Annotated in this window: 14 protein-coding genes; 8 read left to right on the top strand and 6 right to left on the bottom strand. The window is 74.3% G+C overall.

Annotation, left to right across the window (positions count from 1 at the left end):
* Positions 1 to 12 precede the first annotated feature (12 nt).
* From OIE12_RS14535 to OIE12_RS14525, 3 genes are read left to right on the top strand one after another with little or no spacing between them, the layout of a single operon-like run.
* Positions 13 to 1,578: a 4-coumarate--CoA ligase family protein gene (locus OIE12_RS14535; protein WP_329135420.1), complete on the top strand. Its 1,566-nt coding sequence runs from the start codon at positions 13 to 15 to the stop codon at positions 1,576 to 1,578.
* Positions 1,575 to 2,324 carry an enoyl-CoA hydratase family protein gene (locus OIE12_RS14530; RefSeq protein ID WP_329135418.1) on the top strand — a complete coding sequence of 250 codons (750 nt, stop codon included), beginning with the start codon at positions 1,575 to 1,577 and terminating at the stop codon, positions 2,322 to 2,324. The genes OIE12_RS14535 and OIE12_RS14530 overlap by 4 nt, the downstream gene beginning before the upstream one ends.
* A gap of 37 nt (positions 2,325 to 2,361) precedes the next feature.
* Entirely contained in the window at positions 2,362 to 2,955 is a 594-nt protein-coding gene (locus OIE12_RS14525) for a TetR/AcrR family transcriptional regulator (protein WP_329141958.1), read from the top strand.
* A gap of 28 nt (positions 2,956 to 2,983) precedes the next feature.
* On the opposite strand, the gene OIE12_RS14520 is transcribed toward OIE12_RS14525, so the two are convergent.
* On the bottom strand, positions 2,984 to 4,102 hold the full coding sequence (locus OIE12_RS14520) for a citrate synthase 2 (protein WP_329135416.1): 1,119 nt from the start codon (positions 4,100 to 4,102) through the stop codon (positions 2,984 to 2,986).
* Positions 4,103 to 4,390: 288 nt separating this feature from the next.
* Here OIE12_RS14520 and pdxH point away from each other — a divergent pair, with 288 nt between their 5' ends.
* A complete protein-coding gene (gene pdxH / locus OIE12_RS14515) occupies positions 4,391 to 5,029 on the top strand; it encodes a pyridoxamine 5'-phosphate oxidase (RefSeq protein ID WP_329141956.1) in 639 nt (212 codons plus the stop codon).
* A 471-nt stretch (positions 5,030 to 5,500) separates the two neighbouring features.
* Here the strand turns inward: pdxH and OIE12_RS14510 are convergent, their stop codons facing one another.
* Positions 5,501 to 6,271 (bottom strand): SIS domain-containing protein, encoded by a 771-nt coding sequence (locus tag OIE12_RS14510; RefSeq protein ID WP_329135414.1) that lies wholly within the window; start codon positions 6,269 to 6,271, stop codon positions 5,501 to 5,503.
* A gap of 248 nt (positions 6,272 to 6,519) precedes the next feature.
* On the opposite strand from OIE12_RS14510, the gene OIE12_RS14505 reads away from it, so the two are divergent.
* Positions 6,520 to 7,212: a metal-dependent transcriptional regulator gene (locus tag OIE12_RS14505; protein ID WP_030380356.1), complete on the top strand. Its 693-nt coding sequence runs from the start codon at positions 6,520 to 6,522 to the stop codon at positions 7,210 to 7,212.
* A 518-nt stretch (positions 7,213 to 7,730) separates the two neighbouring features.
* The gene (locus OIE12_RS14500) at positions 7,731 to 8,612 is read left to right on the top strand and encodes an alpha/beta fold hydrolase (protein WP_329135411.1); all 882 of its coding nucleotides are present in this window, start codon (positions 7,731 to 7,733) and stop codon (positions 8,610 to 8,612) included.
* Between the two features lie 15 nt (positions 8,613 to 8,627).
* Here the strand turns inward: OIE12_RS14500 and OIE12_RS14495 are convergent, their stop codons facing one another.
* The 4 genes from OIE12_RS14495 to OIE12_RS14480 all read right to left on the bottom strand — a co-directional run bounded on the left by OIE12_RS14495 (position 8,628) and on the right by OIE12_RS14480 (position 13,530).
* Positions 8,628 to 10,091, bottom strand: coding sequence for a PAS domain-containing protein (locus OIE12_RS14495; protein WP_329135409.1), 1,464 nt, complete (start codon positions 10,089 to 10,091; stop codon positions 8,628 to 8,630).
* Between the two features lie 204 nt (positions 10,092 to 10,295).
* Complete coding sequence (locus tag OIE12_RS14490) at positions 10,296 to 11,933, bottom strand: transporter (RefSeq protein ID WP_329135407.1); 1,638 nt, start codon at positions 11,931 to 11,933, stop codon at positions 10,296 to 10,298.
* Positions 11,930 to 12,730 carry an ABC transporter ATP-binding protein gene (locus tag OIE12_RS14485; protein WP_329135405.1) on the bottom strand — a complete coding sequence of 267 codons (801 nt, stop codon included), beginning with the start codon at positions 12,728 to 12,730 and terminating at the stop codon, positions 11,930 to 11,932. Before OIE12_RS14485 ends, OIE12_RS14490 begins: the two co-directional genes overlap by 4 nt.
* A 131-nt stretch (positions 12,731 to 12,861) precedes the next feature.
* Positions 12,862 to 13,530 carry a bifunctional DNA primase/polymerase gene (locus OIE12_RS14480; RefSeq protein WP_329135403.1) on the bottom strand — a complete coding sequence of 223 codons (669 nt, stop codon included), beginning with the start codon at positions 13,528 to 13,530 and terminating at the stop codon, positions 12,862 to 12,864.
* Between the two features lie 371 nt (positions 13,531 to 13,901).
* Between OIE12_RS14480 and OIE12_RS14475 the strand changes: the two genes are divergently transcribed.
* Positions 13,902 to 15,353: a transcriptional regulator gene (locus OIE12_RS14475; protein WP_329135401.1), complete on the top strand. Its 1,452-nt coding sequence runs from the start codon at positions 13,902 to 13,904 to the stop codon at positions 15,351 to 15,353.
* A 262-nt stretch (positions 15,354 to 15,615) separates the two neighbouring features.
* Positions 15,616 to 17,106, top strand: coding sequence for a hypothetical protein (locus tag OIE12_RS14470; protein WP_329135399.1), 1,491 nt, complete (start codon positions 15,616 to 15,618; stop codon positions 17,104 to 17,106).
* Positions 17,107 to 17,122: the final 16 nt, after the last annotated feature.

Raw genomic sequence — 17,122 nt, 5'->3', positions numbered from 1 at the left:
TGAGGAGGAACCGTGTTCCGCAGCCAGTACGCAGACGTGCCCGCCCTCGAACTCCCCATCCACGAGGCGGTCCTGGGCCGGGCCGTCGAGTTCGGTGACGCGCCCGCGCTGATCGACGGCGTGGACGGCACCACCCTCAGCCACGAGCAACTCGGCCGCTTCCACCGGCGGCTGGCCGCCGCGCTCGCCGAGGCCGGGGTGCGCAAGGGCGACGTCCTCGCCCTGCACAGCCCCAACACGATCGCCTTCCCCACCGCGTTCTACGCCGCCACCCGCGCCGGCGCGACCGTCACCACCGTGCATCCGCTCGCCACCGCCGACGAGTTCGCCAAGCAGCTCCGCGACTCGGCCGCCCGCTGGATCGTCACCGTCTCCCCGCTGCTCGACACCGCCCGCACCGCCGCCGAACGCGCGGGCGGCATACGGGAGATCTTCGTGTGTGACAGCGCGCCCGGCCACCGCTCGCTCATCGACATGCTGGCCACCACCGCGCCCGAACCGGTGGTCGACCTCGACCCCGCCGAGGACGTCGCCGTGCTGCCGTACTCCTCCGGCACCACCGGCACCCCCAAGGGCGTGATGCTCACCCACCGCTCGATCGCCACCAACCTCGTGCAGCTCGAACCCCTGGTACCGACCGGCCCCGGCGAACGCCTCCTCGCCGTCCTGCCGTTCTTCCACATCTACGGCCTGACCGCGCTGATGAACGCCCCGCTGCGGCGCGGCGCCACCGTCGTCGTGCTGGCCCGCTTCGCGCTCGACACCTTCCTCGCCGCGATCGAGAAACACCGCATCACCAGCCTGTACGTGGCCCCGCCGATCGTCCTCGCACTCGCCAAGCACCCGGCGGTCGCCCAGTACGACCTGTCGTCCCTGCGGCACGTCATCAGCGCCGCCGCCCCGCTGGACGCCGCCACCGCCGCAGCCTGCTCCCGGCGGCTCGGCCTGCCGCCGGTCGGCCAGGCCTACGGCATGACCGAACTCTCCCCGGGCACCCACGTCGTCCCGCTCGACGCGGCCGACCCGCCGCCCGGCACCGTCGGCAAGCTCATCCCCAGCACCGAGATGCGGATCGTCTCCCTGAACGACCCCGGCAACGACCTCGGCCCCGACGAGCGCGGCGAGATCCTCATCCGCGGCCCCCAGGTGATGAAGGGCTACCTCGACCGCCCCGAGGCCACCGACGCGCTGATCGATGCCGACGGCTGGCTGCACACCGGTGACGTCGGGCACGTCGATGCCGACGGCTGGCTGTTCGTCGTCGACCGCGTCAAGGAGCTGATCAAATACAAGGGGTTCCAGGTCGCCCCCGCCGAACTGGAGGCCCTGCTGCTCACCCACCCGGGCATCGCCGACGCCGCGGTGACCGGCGCCCTCGACGGGAACGGCAACGAGATCCCGCACGCCCACGTCGTCCGGCAGCGGGGCGCGGAGGGGCTCACCGAGACGGAGGTCATGATGCACGTCGCCGAGCGCGTCGCCCCGTACAAGCGCGTCCGCCGCGTCTCCTTCGTCGACCGGGTGCCGCGTGCCGTCTCCGGCAAGATCCTCCGCCGCGAACTCAGGGAGCGCCCGTGACCACGACCGCCCTCGTGGGCCGCTCCCGGGACCGGGGCGTCGCCACCCTCACCCTCGACTCCCCGGCCAACCGCAACGCCCTGTCCGCCGCCCTCGTCGGCGAACTCGCCGCCGCGCTGGAGGAGTGCGGCGCCGACCCCGGCGTACGGGCCGTCGTCCTCACCCACACCGGTACGACGTTCAGCGCGGGCGCCGACCTGCGCGACCCGCCACCGCCCGAGGCGCTCGTCGCGCTGCTGCGGCGGATCGTGGAGCTGCCCAGGCCCGTGGTGGCCCGGGTGACCGGGCACGTCCGGGCCGGTGGCCTCGGGCTGCTCGCCGCCTGCGACATCGCGGCCGCCGCCGGGACCGCCGACTTCGCCTTCACCGAGGTCCGCATCGGCGTCGCGCCCGCCGTCATCTCCCTGCCGCTGCTCCCCCGCGCCGACCCGCGCGCGCTCGCCCTGCACTGCCTCACCGGGGCCCGCTTCGACGCCGCCGAGGCCGTCCGCACCGGGCTGCTGACCCTCGCGGGCGACGACGTCGACGTCGTCCTCGCCCCCGTCCTCGACGGGCTGCGCCGGGCCTCCCCGCAGGGGCTGGCGGAGACCAAACGGCTGCTCACGGCCGGGGTGCGGGAGGCGTTCGACCGGGACGCGACCGCCCTGACGGCACTCACCGCACGGCTGTTCGCCTCCCCGCAGGCCCGGGAGGGCATGACGGCCTTCCTCGAACGACGGGACCCGGTATGGATGGACCTCACATGAGGGAGACCGGCGCGGGCGGAAGGGGCGCGGCATGGAGATGACAGCGGTCGACCGGGCGCCCAAGCAGGACCGCAGCCGGGCCACCCGGCAGCGGCTGCTGGCCGCCGCCGTCGCCTGCCTCGCCGAGCGCGGCTGGGCCGGCTCCACCGTCTCCGCCGTCGCGCTGCGCGCCGGCGTCTCCCGGGGCGCCGCCCAGCACCACTTCCCCACCCGCGAGGACCTGTTCACCGCGGCGGTCGAGTACGTCGCCGAGGAACGCTGCCAGGCCCTGCGGGACCTCTTCCCGCAGGGCGCCGCCGGGGACCGGCGCGCGGTGGTCGCCGCCCTCGTCGACGGCTGCACCGGCCCGCTCTTCCGCGCCGCGCTGCACCTGTGGGTGGCCGCGTCCAACGAGGACCAGCTGCGCGCCCGGGTCACCGAACTGGAGGCCCGGGTGGGCCGCGAGACCCACCGCGTCGCCGTCGAACTCCTCGGCGCCGACGAGTCCCGCCCCGGCACCCGCGAAACCGTCCAGGGCCTCCTCGACATGGCCCGCGGCCTGGGCCTGGCCAACCTGCTCACGGACGACACCGCCCGTCGGGAACGCGTGATCGAACAATGGGCGGGGGTGCTGGACGGGGTGCTGGGGTGAGGGGCGCCGGCGAGAGGGGCGGTCGGCCCTACCGCGTCCCCGCCCCGCCGTCCCGGATGTCCTCGTACCCCGCCACGTCGCGCGGGCTGCGCGGTGCCGGGCCCACGTAGCGGGCCGACGGGCGGACCAGGCGGCCCGTGCGCTTCTGCTCCAGGATGTGCGCCGACCAGCCTGCCGTGCGGGCGCAGGTGAACATCGACGTGAACATGTGCGCGGGGACCTCCGCGAAGTCCAGCATGATCGCGGCCCAGAACTCCACGTTCGTGGCCAGCACCCGGTCCGGGCGGCGGTTGTGCAGCTCCTCCAGGGCCGCCTTCTCCAGCGCCTCGGCGACCTCGAACCGCGGCGCGCCCAGCTCGCGCGCCGTGCGCCGCAGCACCCGGGCGCGCGGGTCCTCCGCGCGGTAGACCCGGTGCCCGAAGCCCATCAGCCGCTCGCCGCGGTCCAGGGCGCGCTTGACGTAGCCGACCGCGTCGCCCGTCCGTTCGATCTCCTCGATCATGCCGAGGACCCGCGACGGCGCCCCGCCGTGCAGCGGCCCCGACATCGCGCCGACCGCGCCGGACAGCGCGGCGGCCACGTCCGCGCCGGTGGAGGCGATCACGCGGGCGGTGAACGTGGAGGCGTTCATGCCGTGCTCGGCGGCCGAACTCCAGTACGCGTCGACGGCGGCCACGTGCTTCGGGTCCGGCTCGCCCCGCCAGCGGATCATGAACCGCTCGGTGATCGAGTGCGCCTTGTCGATCTCCCGCTGCGGCACCATCGCCCGCCCCTGACCGCGCGCGGACTGGGCGACGTAGGACAGCGCCATCACGGCGGCGCGGGCCAGGTCCTCGCGCGCCTGCTCGGCGTCGATGTCGAGCAGCGGCCGGAGCCCCCACACCGGCGCCAGCATGGCCAGCGCGGACTGCACGTCCACCCGGATGTCACCGGAGTGGACGGGGATCGGGAACGGCTCGGCGGGCGGCAGACCGGGGTTGAAGGCGCCGTCGACGAGCAGTCCCCAGACGTTCCCGAAGGACACCTGGCCGACCAGCTCCTCGATGTCGACGCCGCGGTACCGGAGCGCGCCGCCCTCCTTGTCCGGTTCGGCGATCTCCGTCTCGAACGCGACGACTCCCTCGAGCCCGGGTACGAAGTCGGACATCTGGCGGCTCCTCGGTAGGTGCGGACCGGAAGCAGCACGATATCCCCGAGTGCCACCTTTGGGGAGGGCTCGCGGCACTCAGTGCCAGGGAGGTGACGGAACCCACCACTCCCCCGGACGACCGCCGCCATGCGGCAGGATGACCGCGTGAGCGACCACTTCCCGGACGAACCCGTGATCGAACCCCTCGTCGAACGCGCCGCCGCCGAAGCCGCACAGGAGGCCGGGGAACGCGAGCCGTCCGGCCCCGCCGCCCCGGGCGGGGAACCGGCCACCGACCCCGCCGCGATGCGGGCCCACTACCGCGCCGAGGGGTTCGACGAGGCCGACCTCGCCCCGCACCCCATGGACCAGTTCGACCGCTGGTTCAAACAGGCGGCACGGGCGGCCGTGCGGGGCATGCTCTACGAACCCAACGCCATGGTCGTCTCCACCGCCGACGCCGACGGCCGCCCCAGCTCCCGCACGGTCCTGATGAAGGGCTACGACGCCCACGGCTTCGTCTTCTACACCAACTACGACTCCCGCAAGGGCCGGGAACTGGCCGCCAACCCGTACGTCTCGCTGCTCTTCCCCTGGCACCCGATGGCCCGCCAGGTGATCGTCACCGGCACCGCCCGCCGCACCGGCCGCGACGAGACCGCCGCCTACTTCCGCACCCGCCCGCACGGCTCCCGCCTCGGCGCCTGGGCGAGCGCCCAGTCCACGGTGATCCCCTCGCGCACGGTCCTGGACACGACGTACGAGGAGCTCGGCGCCCGCTATCCGGAGGGCGAGCGGGTCCCGGTCCCGCCGCACTGGGGCGGCTTCCGCATCGCCCCGGAGACGGTCGAGTTCTGGCAGGGCCGCGCCAACCGCCTCCACGACCGCCTCAGGTACACCGCCGCGGCGGACGGCACCTGGCACGTGGACCGGCTGAGCCCCTGAGAGACGGCCCCGGACACGCGGACGACCCGTGGGCTCAGGTCCTCGTCTGACGACGAGGAGCCGGCCGGACGTACCGGCGAGCCCACGGGCCGGGTGACTGCGTTGGATTGGCCGGTTGCGTGCTTCGAACACACGCCGGTCCGGCGCCGAACCGAGTACGACGGCGGGCTACTGGCCCGCAGCCACCTCCGTTGTCCGGTCTGCATACATGCTCCGAACCACCTCCTTTCACACGGTGGAACCAGCCTAAGAAGTGCGGAGCATGTGTTCAATCGATTTTTTCGGGACCCGCCGGGGAAGGTTCGCGCCGGGAGCCGTATCCGTATCCGTCCCCGCGTTGCAGCAGCCTCAGAGGGTGATGCGACACGTTGGCATGCGGGGGAGCGTCACCGCTCCCGTTCTCTGCCGCGTCCGTCGGTCCCCCCTCGCCCATGCATGCGGTGCGAGGTGCCTGCCTCGCCGACCTACCCGTCAGTGCCGGTAGAAGATGCGGTCGGCGTACGTGTCGAAGACGTGGTCGTTCCATTCGAGGCCGCCGTCGATGTTGCCCGAGCGGAGCATGGGCGGGGTGAGGCCGCGGGCGGCCAGGGTGGTGGCGGCCGTGGCGATCATGGCCTGCATCAGGGCGCTGGTGACGACCGTGGAGGCGGGGGCGAAGGGGGCCTCGATGCCGTCCTGGGTCAGGACGGTGTCCCCGAGCGGGATGCGCGAGTCCAGGACGACGTCGCAGTGGTCCCTGAGGAACGTGCCCGAGGAGTGGCGGGAGGCGGTCCGCTCGGCGTACGCCACCGAGGTCACGCCGATGACCTTCACGCCGCGCGCGCGGGCGTGCGTCGCCATCTCGACGGGGAGGGCGTTGCGGCCGGAGAGGGAGATGATCACCAGCAGGTCGCCGGCGCGCAGGGGGCCGACGTCGAGTACGGCGGTGGCGAGGCCGTCGACGCGTTCCAGCGCCGAGCCCAGCGTCGCGGGCAGCACGTCGACGCCCGTCACGCCGGGCACGGTGAGCAGGTTCATCAGGGCGAGTCCGCCGGCGCGGTAGACGACGTCCTGGGCGGCCAGCGAGGAGTGCCCGGCGCCGAAGGCGAAGAGCCGGCCGCCGGCGGCGACGGTGTCGGCGATCAGTTCGCCGGCCGCGGTGATCTCGGCGGCGTCCCCGTCCCGCACCTGCCGCAGCAGCTCGATCGCGGCGTCGAAGAACCGCTCGCCCGGCCCGTCCGCGCCCCCCGTCCCCTGGCTCATCGGCGACGCTCCTCACCTTCGCAACGCTTCGTCCGGCGGCCGGAACCCCGCGGGGCCCGTCCGTGTCGCGGATCACGGTGCGGTCTGGACCAGTGCCGTGTCAATACGGCCGCCGCGACGGGGCGGGCGGTGGCCGTTTTCCCCGCACGGCACGGTTGTCGGTGGGATGCGTCAGAATTGAATCCAGGGCCAGCGCACACGCCGGTGAGGCCGCCGAGCCTCCGGCAGATCTCAATCGAGGGGCACGTATGTCCGGACTGATCGACACCACGGAGATGTATCTCCGCACCATCCTCGAGCTCGAGGAAGAAGGCGTCGTGCCCATGCGCGCCCGTATCGCCGAGCGGCTCGACCAGAGCGGTCCGACGGTCAGCCAGACGGTCGCGCGCATGGAGCGCGACGGGCTGGTGTCCGTGGCACCGGACCGGCACCTGGAGTTCACCGACGAGGGGCGCCGCCTCGCCACGCGCGTCATGCGCAAGCACCGGCTCGCGGAGTGCCTGCTCGTCGACGTGATCGGGCTGGAGTGGGAGCAGGTGCACGCCGAGGCATGCCGCTGGGAGCACGTGATGAGCGAGGCGGTCGAGCGCCGCGTGCTTGAGCTGCTGCGGCACCCCACCGAGTCGCCGTACGGCAACCCGATCCCGGGCCTGGAGGAGCTGGGTGAGAAGGACGGCACGGTTCCGTTCCTTGACGAGGGCATGGTCTCGCTCGCCGACCTCGACCCGGGCCTGGAGGGCAAGACGGTGGTCGTCCGCCGCATCGGCGAGCCCATCCAGACGGACGCGCAGCTCATGTACACCCTGCGCCGGGCGGGCGTGCAGCCCGGCTCGGTCGTCAGCGTGACGGAGTCCGCGGGCGGCGTCCTGGTCGGCAGCAGCGGCGAAGCCGCCGAACTGGAGTCGGAGACCGCCTCCCACGTCTTCGTCGCGAAGCGCTGACGGGGCGGCGCCCCGGCGGCCGATCGCCCGCCCCCGCGCACATTTCGTGCGCCGAATGGCAGCGCAAACCCCGTTCCCGTGCCACGCTGTCGGGTGAGGCATATGACCTGAGGGCTCTGGGGCCGGCGCGGAGAGCAGGAGCCGTGCGGCCGGGGAGGGGAGCGGGACGATGTGCCGCAGACATGGAGAGGGCCCCGGCGCTCGATGGCGCCGGGGCCTGTCCTCCCCTGTGCTGACCCGGAGCCCCGAGCTCCCAGGGTCATCCCCCTCGGACCGTTTTTCCCCGAGCGGTCCGCCCCCCCGCTGAAGATCTCCCCCCGGTGACGTCGGCCAATCCCCGACCGGTGTCACTCGAAGGAGGGGTGTTGGCGACCGAAAGCCCATTTTCGAATGAGCTTTCGATAGCGTGACGAGCACAGCAGGACGAACCAGCACGGCGGCAACAGCACGAGGAGCGTCCGGACCGGCCACGCGACACGCACGGGCGGCCCGGGCGGAGCCAGGGGGGTGCCAGGACGATGGTGCGGCGCATCGACGTGACGGGAACGGACGGCGTACGCCTCGCGGCATGGGAGTTCGGCGACCCGCCCAAGGGCGACGATCCGGCGGCGGGCGCCGACCGGCCCGGCGTGCTCTTACTGCACGGCCTCATGGGCCGCGCCTCGCACTGGGCGTCCACCGCCCGCTGGCTCGCCGAGCGGCACCGCCCCGTCGCCCTGGACCAGCGCGGCCACGGCCAGAGTGAGAAGCCCCCCGAGGCCGCCCACACCCGCGAGGCGTACGTCGAGGACGCGGCCGCCGCGCTGGAGCAGCTCGGCCTCGCCCCGGCCGTCGTCATCGGCCACGCGATGGGCGCCCTGACGGCCTGGCAGCTCGCCGCCGCCCGCCCCGACCTGGTCCGCGGCCTGGTCATCTGCGACATGCGGGCCTCGGCGCTGGGCGCCGCCTCGCAGCGGGAGTGGGAGGACTGGTTCCGCACCTGGCCACTGCCGTTCGCCACGCTCGCCGACGTCCGCAGGTGGTTCGGCGAGGACGACCCGTGGGTGGAGCGCCCCAACCCGGCGCGCGGCGAGTTCTACGCCGAGGTGATGCACGAGTCGTCCGACGGCTGGCGCCCCGTCTTCACCCCCGCGCAGATGCTGAGGTCCCGCGAGACGTGGGTGTACGACGCGCACTGGGAGGAGCTGGCGCAGGTGCGGTGCCCCACGCTGGTGGTCCGCGGCCTGGACGGCGAACTGGGCCGGGCGGAGTCCCAGGAGATGGTCCGCGTCCTGCCGCGCGGCCGTTACGCCGAGGTCGCCGACGCCGGCCACCTCGTCCACTACGACCAGCCGGAGGCCTGGCGCGCGGCGGTCGAACCGTTCCTGGAGGGGGTTCTCACGGGCGCGGGTGCGGGCTGATCCAAACGACAGGCCCTAGTCTCGCTTCCGCCCGTCCGTCGTGGCCAGGTCCAGGCAGAGGGCGATGCGGGACGCCACGTCCTCCGCGTAGAGGGCGTCGGGGCGCTCGAAGGGGGCGCGGGCGGCGGCGCGCAGGAACGTGACCACGCCCAGCGTGCGCCCCCGGTTGCGGAGCACCGCGCACAGAGCGTGCACGGTGTCCTCCGGCCACTGCCGGGAGCGGGCCCACGCGCGGGCCCGTTCCGCGTCGGCCCGGCCGGCGCTCGCGCGGACCGAGCCCGCCCGTTCCGCGCACTGCACCGCCGGGTGCGTCTCCCCGTAGTGCACCGGCAGCCCGGACGCGCCCGCGAGGACGCCCGGTCCCGGCGTGCCCGACGGCGTCGACGCGGCCCGCACCAGCCGTACGGGCACCTCGGGGTCGTCGGGCGCCGGGGCGCCCGCGACGCGGTCGATCAGCGCGTGGTCGGCGAAGCCGGCGAGCGCGAAGTCGAGGTGGACCGTGGCTGCCTCCCACGGGTCCTCGCACTCCGCCGCCGTCCGCGCCGCCCGGTGCGACTGGTTGGCCCGGAACCGGGTCTGCGACGCCTCCTGCTCGCGCCGCCGCGCCTCGGTGACGTCCTGGAACAGCCAGCCCACCCCCAGCGGAACCGGCTCCTCCGCGAGCGGCGAGGCCAGCCGGAGGAAACCGTTTCGCCAGCAGCGCCGCTGCTCGCCCTCCGGCGTCCGTACGCTCACCCACATCTCGGCCGGCGCGGGCGGCGCGCCCTCGCCCAGCACGTGCGCCAGCGCGCTCTCCAGCTCCTCCACGCCCTGCGCGAGCAGCTCGCCCAGCGGCCGGCCCAGCACCGCCGTGCGGCCGACGCCCAGCAGCCGGGCGGCGTGCGCGTTGACGACGGCGGGCCGCAGATCGGCGTCGACGAGGACCACGCCCCAGCCGGCGTCCTCCAGCAGCGCCTCGCTCAGCGCGATCGACCGCTCCAGGTCGATCTGCGTGTGCACCTCGCTGAACGCGCAGTACACCCCGGCGGGCGTGCCGTCCGGGCCGCGCACGGCGGCGGACTGGGTACGGACCAGAACCCGGCCGCCGTCCTTGGTGACCAGCGCGAACTCGTGCACCTGACGCCCTGGCGCCCGCATCGCGGACATCAGCCGCCGCTCGACCTCCTCGGCGTCCGCGCTGCGCACCGCCCAGCCGGCGAAGCCCTGCCGACCGACGGCCTCGGCCGCCGTCCAGCCGAGGATGCGTTCGGCCTCGCGGTTCCAGTGGGTGACGACGCCGTCCGCGTCGAACGCGCACAGCGCGGCGTCCATGCCGTCCAGGAGGGCGGCGAGCAGGTCGGAGCCGTCCGGGCCCGACGGTTCGGGCTCGGGGTCGGGCTCGTCGTGATCGGGAGGGCGGGGGCCGCCGCCGGGGCCGGTGGGCTCGGGCCCGTCCGGCCCCAGCTCGTCGGTGGTCCCTCTACGCCGGGAAGTACTCACCTGGACCCCCTGCCGGCCGCTTCCGCGTCCGCGGTCGCGTTGGTTCGTTGCTCGCAATCATTCAACGTGAACGTGACTCAGCACACAGCGGGTTCCCGCAATGTGGGAGGCAATCGTTGCACGAGGGGTCTCATGGGGGGCGGTCGTGCCACCGGTGTGCGCCCTCGGCGCACCGGGGGCGGGGGCGGGTGGGGCCCCGAACCGTCAGCCCTTGCTCACCGCTGTGAGGATCTCCGGGAGGCGGGCTGCCGTGCGGGGGGCCGCCAGGCGTAGGCCCGTCACCGTGAGGGCCGCGCCGTACGCCGCGCCTCCGGGGAGGAGGAGCCAGGCCCAGTCGTCGCCGTCAGCGGTCACGTTGAGCCAGATCGTGGCCGCGATGACCGGTGCGGACAGCAGCGCCGCGGCGATCATGCCGCCGAAGATCGAGAGCCAGGCGACGCCCATCTGCGCGGGGACCACGTTCTTGTAGCCCTCCTGCGGGATCGAGTACGGGAACCGCGCCGACGTCCACGCCCCCGTCGCCAGCATCGCCCCGAGCAGCGCGAACGACAGCCCCAGCACCTCCGGCAGCTTCGCCCAGACGCCGAGCATCGCCGTGGTCAGGACGGTGACCAGGGCGGTGTACGGCACCGTGATCAGCAGCAGCGCCAGCGCCCGGCCGCGCAGTTCGGCGAGGGCGTCCCGGGGGGAGGAGATCGTCATGGCCACCGTCCAGAACGCGGAGGTGTCCTGCCCGAACTGGTTGTACATCTGGATGCCGAGCATCCCGGAGGCGAAGCACGCGAAGTAGACCGAGCCGGTGCCCTGCAACGCGTTGAAGACGGGCACGATCAGGCCGATGGCCAGCGACGTCGCCCAGGCCGACTTGGTCTTCGGGTCGCGCCACACATAGCGCAGGCCGCGCTCCACGACCGGGCCGGTGCGCCCGGCGGGCAGCAGCCGGGCCAGGCCGCCCGTGCGCCCGGCCTTCTCGCGGGCGGCCGGCTCGGCGGCGCTCAGGGTGGAGGCGTCGGGGGCCGTCATCAGCCGGGTCAGCGTCCGCGTCCACAGCGCCAGCAGCCCGGCGAGGGCGGCCGCCGTCAGCAGCAGCTGCGCCGCCGCGACGCCGTACGCGCCGTCGCTCGCCGAGTCCACCGCGCCGATCGCGGCGGCGGGCGGCACCCAGCGCAGCACGCCGGCCACCGGGTCCAGCGGCTCCAGGCCGCCCGCCGAGCCGAGCCGCTGCGCCCCGAAGTTGACGAACTGCGCGCCCACCGCGATCACCAGCCCGCTGAGCACCGCCAGATCGCGGCCCTTGCGGCTGGTCAGCAGCCGGATGTTGGCGGCGGCCACCGCGCGCGCGAGGGCCACGCACACCAGCAGCCCCAGGACGACCGCGACGACGCCGACGACGTACGCCACCGCCCCGTGCGCCACGGAGACCACCGAGCCGGCCAGCAGGCACAGCGTGAACAGCGGGCCGATGCCGATCAGGGAGCCCGCCAGCAGCGCCCGGACCAGCGGCCGGGGCCGCAGCGGCAGCATCACCAGGCGGGTCGGGTCGAGGGTCTCGTCGCCGCCGGGGAAGAACAGCGGCATCACCGCCCACCCCAGCCCGAGCACCGCGAGCAGCAGGACCGTGAGGGTGTCCGCGTGCGCGTGGCCGCGCAGGGCGATCAGCCCGACCAGCTGGAGCAGCGCGAACAGCAGGACGAGGACGAGCGAGGTCATGTACACGGCCCGGCGTCCGCCGGACTGCCGCAGCCCGTTGCGCAGCAGGGACAGCTTCAGCCGGACGACGACGGGGGTCAGCCCCACCGTGCCCGGCACGGCGGGGGCGGCGGTCCGCGTGGCGGCGGTCATCGGGTGCCGCCGCCGAGCCAGTCCAGATCGGTCCCGGCGGACCGGCCGCCGGCCCCGACGAGTTCGAGGAACGCCTCCTGCAACGAGGACGCCCCGCCGCGCACCTCGGCGAGCGGGCCGTCCGCGCGGATCCGGCCCGCCGCCATCACCGCCACCCAGTCGCACAGGGACTCGACGAGCTCCATGACGTGGGAGGAGAAGACGACCGTGGCGCCGGAGCCGGTGTACCGCTCCAGGACGCCGCGGATGGTCTGCGCGGAGACCGGGTCGACGCCCTCGAACGGCTCGTCGAGGAAGAGGACCTCGGGGTTGTGGAGGAGGGCCGCGGCGAGACCGATCTTCTTGCGCATGCCGGTCGAGTAGTCGACGACGAGCTTGTGCTGGGCGCCCGCGAGGTCGAGGACGTCGAGCAACTGGGTCGCCCGCTTGTCGACCTCGGCACCGGGCAGCCCGCGCAGCCGCCCGGTGTAGGAGAGGAGTTCGCGCCCCGACAGCCGCTCGAACAGCCGCAGCCCCTCGGGAAGCACGCCGATCCGTGCCTTGACGGCCGCCGGGTCGCGCCACACGTCGTGCCCGACGACCTCGACGGTGCCCCGGTCCGGGCGGAGCAGCCCGGTGATCATGGACAGAGTGGTGGTCTTCCCGGCCCCGTTCGGCCCGACCAGCCCGACGAACTTCCCGGCCGGCAGCACGAGATCGACGCCGCCCACGGCGATCTGCTCCCCGAACCGCTTCCAGAGCCCCTGGACACGCACGGCCGGACGCCCGCCCTCGCTTCCCCTCACTCCTTCACTCATACCAACACCCTAGGGGCCAACGCCTGCCTTCAGGGGCGCGGGGAACTGCGCGACAAGCCACGACGCAGCCGCACCCGGCAACGCACCCCAACCCGGCAGACGCACCCCCGCAACGCCCCCACCGCACCGCCCTACCGATCCCTCCCGCACGCATAGGAGAGGGAGGAGACCATCTCCTCCACATCCGGCAACCACCGATTCACCGCGGTCGGCCGGCAGGCCCACTGCACCGCACCCCGCGCCCCGAACCGCGACGGCGGCGCCGCCACGTACGTGCCCTCGCCGAGCCCGGTCATGTCCAGCGACTCCGGCGACCAGCCCAGCTTCCGTACCAGCTCGGGGAGTTTGGCCGCGCCGCCCGGCAGGACGAAGAACCGCATCCGGCGGTCGGGGGCCAACGTGACCGGGCCGAGTGTCAGTTGCATCCGCTCCATGCGGGCCAGCGCCAGGAATCCGGCCGTCTCAGGGACGTCGACCGCGTCGAACGTGCGCCCCGTGGGCAGCAGGATCGAGGCCGTCGGCTGCCGGGACCACAGTCGGCGCGCGACGGTCGCGCTGCCCGTGGCCTGCGTCGTCCAGTCCTCGCGCGCCGGGTGCACGCCCGGTTCCGGGCACGCGGGGTCCGCGCAGGAGCAGCGCTGCACGCCGTCGACGACTTCCAGCCAGGTGCCCGGGACGACGTCCCAGTGGCGCTCCTCGGCGTAGCGCACGGCGGCTTCCAGCAGCGATTCGCCGCGCTGCTGCGGGATGTGGGCAGCTTGGGTGGGGGCGGTTTCCGCGCCCGCGATGGTCTCTTCCACGAGGAGCACAACTCCCGCCGTCACGGGGGGTTACGCCCACCCGTGCGCGGGGGAGGGGCACCCCTTTGAGCGGCGGGGCGCACGGTTGCACGTACGGGGGCGCGTACGAGGAAGGACACCGTCGAGCGGGTAGCCAGGAAGGGCAGACAAGGGCCGGGTGGGGGAGGGACGACGGCCCGGGCCGTCACCATTACCCGGCAAGCCTGGCATGTCCCGCATTGTCGGCATGTAGCGCATGCAGTGCGTGCGGGCGGGGCATTGATCTTCACGGCCGGATCCTTGCGGTGCCCGACGGAAGGCGCCGGCCGCCGAAGGCACGTCAACCGGTGCGTGGGCAGGCACCGCAGCCGCCAGAAACAGGGGGTTTCGCCATGGCCGCAAGGCCTCTCGTCGCCAGGCAGCCGAACGAACGGCTCCAGGCGCTCATCCAGGAAGCGGGCTGCTCCAACGCCGGTCTGGCCCGCCGGGTCAACATGTGCGGCGCGGAGCACGGGCTCGATCTGCGCTACGACAAGACGTCGGTGGCCCGTTGGCTGCGCGGACAGCAGCCGCGCGGGCGCGCCCCGGCGATCATCGCCGAGGCGCTGGGCCGCAAGCTGGGCCGTACGGTCACGATCGACGAGATCGGCATGGCCAACGGCAAGAACCTGGCGTCCGGTGTGGGGCTGCAGTTCTCGCCGACGGTGCTGGGCGCCATCGAGCAGGTGTGTGAGCTGTGGCGCAGTGACGTGGGCCGGCGGGACTTCCTGTCCGGGTCCTCCGTCGCCGCGTCCGCGCTGGTCGAGCCCAGCCGGGACTGGCTGATCTCGACGCCCGACGCCCAGGTGGGGCGGACGGGCGGGCCGCGGGTCGGGTCGTCCGACGTGGCGGCGGTGCGGGCGATGACGCAGGCGCTGGTCGACCTCGACCACACGTACGGGAGCGGGCATGTGCGTCCGGTCGTCGTGCACTACCTCAACAGCGTCGTCTCCGGGCTGCTCGCCGGGTCCTACCGGGAGTCCGTGGGGCGGGAGTTGTTCGCGGCGGTGGCCCGGCTGACCGAGCTCGCCGGGTACATGGCGGTGGACACGGGGCAGCCGGGGCTGGCGCAGCGGTACTACATCCAGGCGCTGCGGCTCGCGCAGGCGGCGGGGGACCGGGGGTACGGGGGGTATGTGCTGGCGGCGTCCATGAGTCACCTGGCGGCGCAGCTCGGGAACCCGCGGGAGATCGCGCAGTTGGCGCGGGCGGCGCAGGAGGGGGCGCGGGGGCAGGTGCCGGCGCGGGCGCAGTCGATGTTCTGTGCGGCGGAGGCGCGGGGGCATGCGTTGATGGGGGACGTGCGGGGGGCGCAGGCCGCCGCGGGGCGGGCGGTCGCGGCGATGGAGGCGGCGGGGGGGTCGGGGGGTGGCTCCGGTGCCGGTGCCGGTGCCTCGGCCGACGCCGGTTCCGGTTCCGGTTCCGGTTCGGGTTCCGGGGACGATCCCGTGTGGATCGCGCACTTCGACGAGGCGTACCTCGCCGATGAGTTGGCGCACTGCTACCGGGATCTGGGGCAGGCGGACGCGGCGGAGCGGTGTGCGCGTGAGGCGCTCGCGGGGCATCCGGAGGGGCGGGTGCGGCGGCGGGCGATCGGGTTCGTGCTGCTGGCGACGGCGCAGGTGCAGAAGCGGGAGGTGGAGCAGGCGGTGCACACCGGGATGAAGGCGGTGGAGCTGCTCGGGGGGTTGCGGTCGAATCGGGGGGCGGAGTACCTGGAGGACTTCCAGCAGAGGTTGGAGCCGTTCGGGGAGGAGGCGGTGGTGCGGGAGTTCGGAGCCCGGCTGGAGTTGCGGGCCGCGTGATCTTTTCCCCTCGCCCCCGCCGCCCCTGCCCTTCCCTTCAAGGGGCTCCGCGCCCCTTGCTGTTGAGGGGCGCGGGGAACTGCGCGACCAGCCCCCACCGGCCGTCAGCCGACTACGTGCCGAACCGGGTCTCGGGGGAACCGCCGTTACGGTTCCCCCGAGTTCCGGCCGACCGCCGGGGGTACTCCGCATGGCATGCCCTCGCAGAGACCCGGTAGCGTGAGCCGCTGATTCTCTTGGTCGCCCAGTCGGAGGAGTCCCGGTGACGCAGAGTGGACAGGGTGGGGAGCCCTCGGCGCGGCCCGCGCGGGAGGGCATCGTGCTGCCCTCCGACGGCGGTGCCCCCCTGCTGCCGGGCAGCCAGGCCGAGCCGCCGGCCCCGGCGGGCGGTCAGTCCTGGGGCGGGCCCTGGGGCCCGGACCAGCAGGCCGCACCCGCACCGCCCCCCGCCCCCGGCTGGGGCGAGGACCCCGGCCCCCAGTGGGGTGCGCCGGGCGGCGGCGCACAACTGCCCCCGGAGAGCGCACAGGCGCCCACAGGGGGCGCACACCCCGGGCACGGAGCTCCACCGCACTCCGGGCACGCGGCCCCCACCGGCGGCTACTCCGCCCCGCTTCCCCCGGCCACCCCGCCCGGCGCGCAGCCACAGCCGCAGCCGTACCCCTCCGGCGCCTTCCCCTCCGCGCCGCTGCCCGCCACGAACGAGGGGGCGACGCAGTACATGCAGTCGCCCGCGGACGAGGGGGCGACGCAGTACATACCCCCCGTCATGAACGAGGGCGCGACCCAGTACATACCGCCGGTGGCGGACGAGGGCGCCACCCAGTACATCCCGCCGGTCCCGGGCGGCGCCGGTCCGATGCCGCCCGCGGCGGGACCGGACGCGCAGGCCACCCAGTACCTCCCGCCGGTTCCGAGCGGCGGCGGCGCCCCCGCGCAGCCCGCCCCGCCGGCCGAGTTCGACAACCTGTTCCGCACCGAGGGCGCCCCCGCCCCGGCACCCGCCACCGAGCAGCTGCCGCAGATCGGCGAGGCCGTCTCCGTGCCGCCTCCGGGCGGCGGCCGGGCCGGCGCCCGGCGGGGCGGCGACGAGGGCGGCGGCAACCGCGGCGGCCGCGGCGGCCGTACGGGCTCCCGCGTGCCGCTGATCGCCGCCATCGGCGTCGGCATCGTGGTCCTCGGCATCGGCGCCGGCGCGCTGCTCGGCGGAGGCGGCGGCGACAGCAAGGGCGACGACAGCAAGAACGTCTCGGCGACCGGCCCCGCCACCGCCGACTCCTCCGCCCCCGCCGCCGACCCGGCCAAGGCGCAGGCCGACGCGCTGGACAAGCTGCTCGCGGAGAGCGGCAACAGCAGGCAGAGCGTGATCGGCGCGGTGGCGAACGTCCGCGCGTGCAAGAACCTCGACCAGTCGGCCACCGATCTGCGCGACGCCGCCAAGCAGCGCAACGGTCTGGTGACGAAGCTGTCCGGGCTCGCCGTCGACAAGCTCCCCGACCACGCCGCGCTGACCGCCTCGCTCACCGCCGCCTGGCGGGCCTCCGCCTCCGCCGACAACCACTACGCGGCCTGGGCCGACCAGGCCAAGGGCAAGAAGGTGTGCAAGAAGGGCCACGCCCGCACCACCAGCCAGACCGTGGCGGGCAACACCGCGAGCGGCACGGCCACCGAGCAGAAGAAGAAGGCGGCCACGCTGTGGAACGCCATCGCGAGCAGGTACGGACTGACCCAGCGTCAGCCCACCCAGCTCTGAGCGCGCGGGTGGGCCG

The organism is Streptomyces sp. NBC_00670 (assembly GCF_036226765.1).
In the GTDB taxonomy this organism is placed as follows: domain Bacteria; phylum Actinomycetota; class Actinomycetes; order Streptomycetales; family Streptomycetaceae; genus Streptomyces.
Note: the sequence above shows the minus strand (reverse complement) of the source record. Positions and strands in the feature narration are given on the sequence as shown.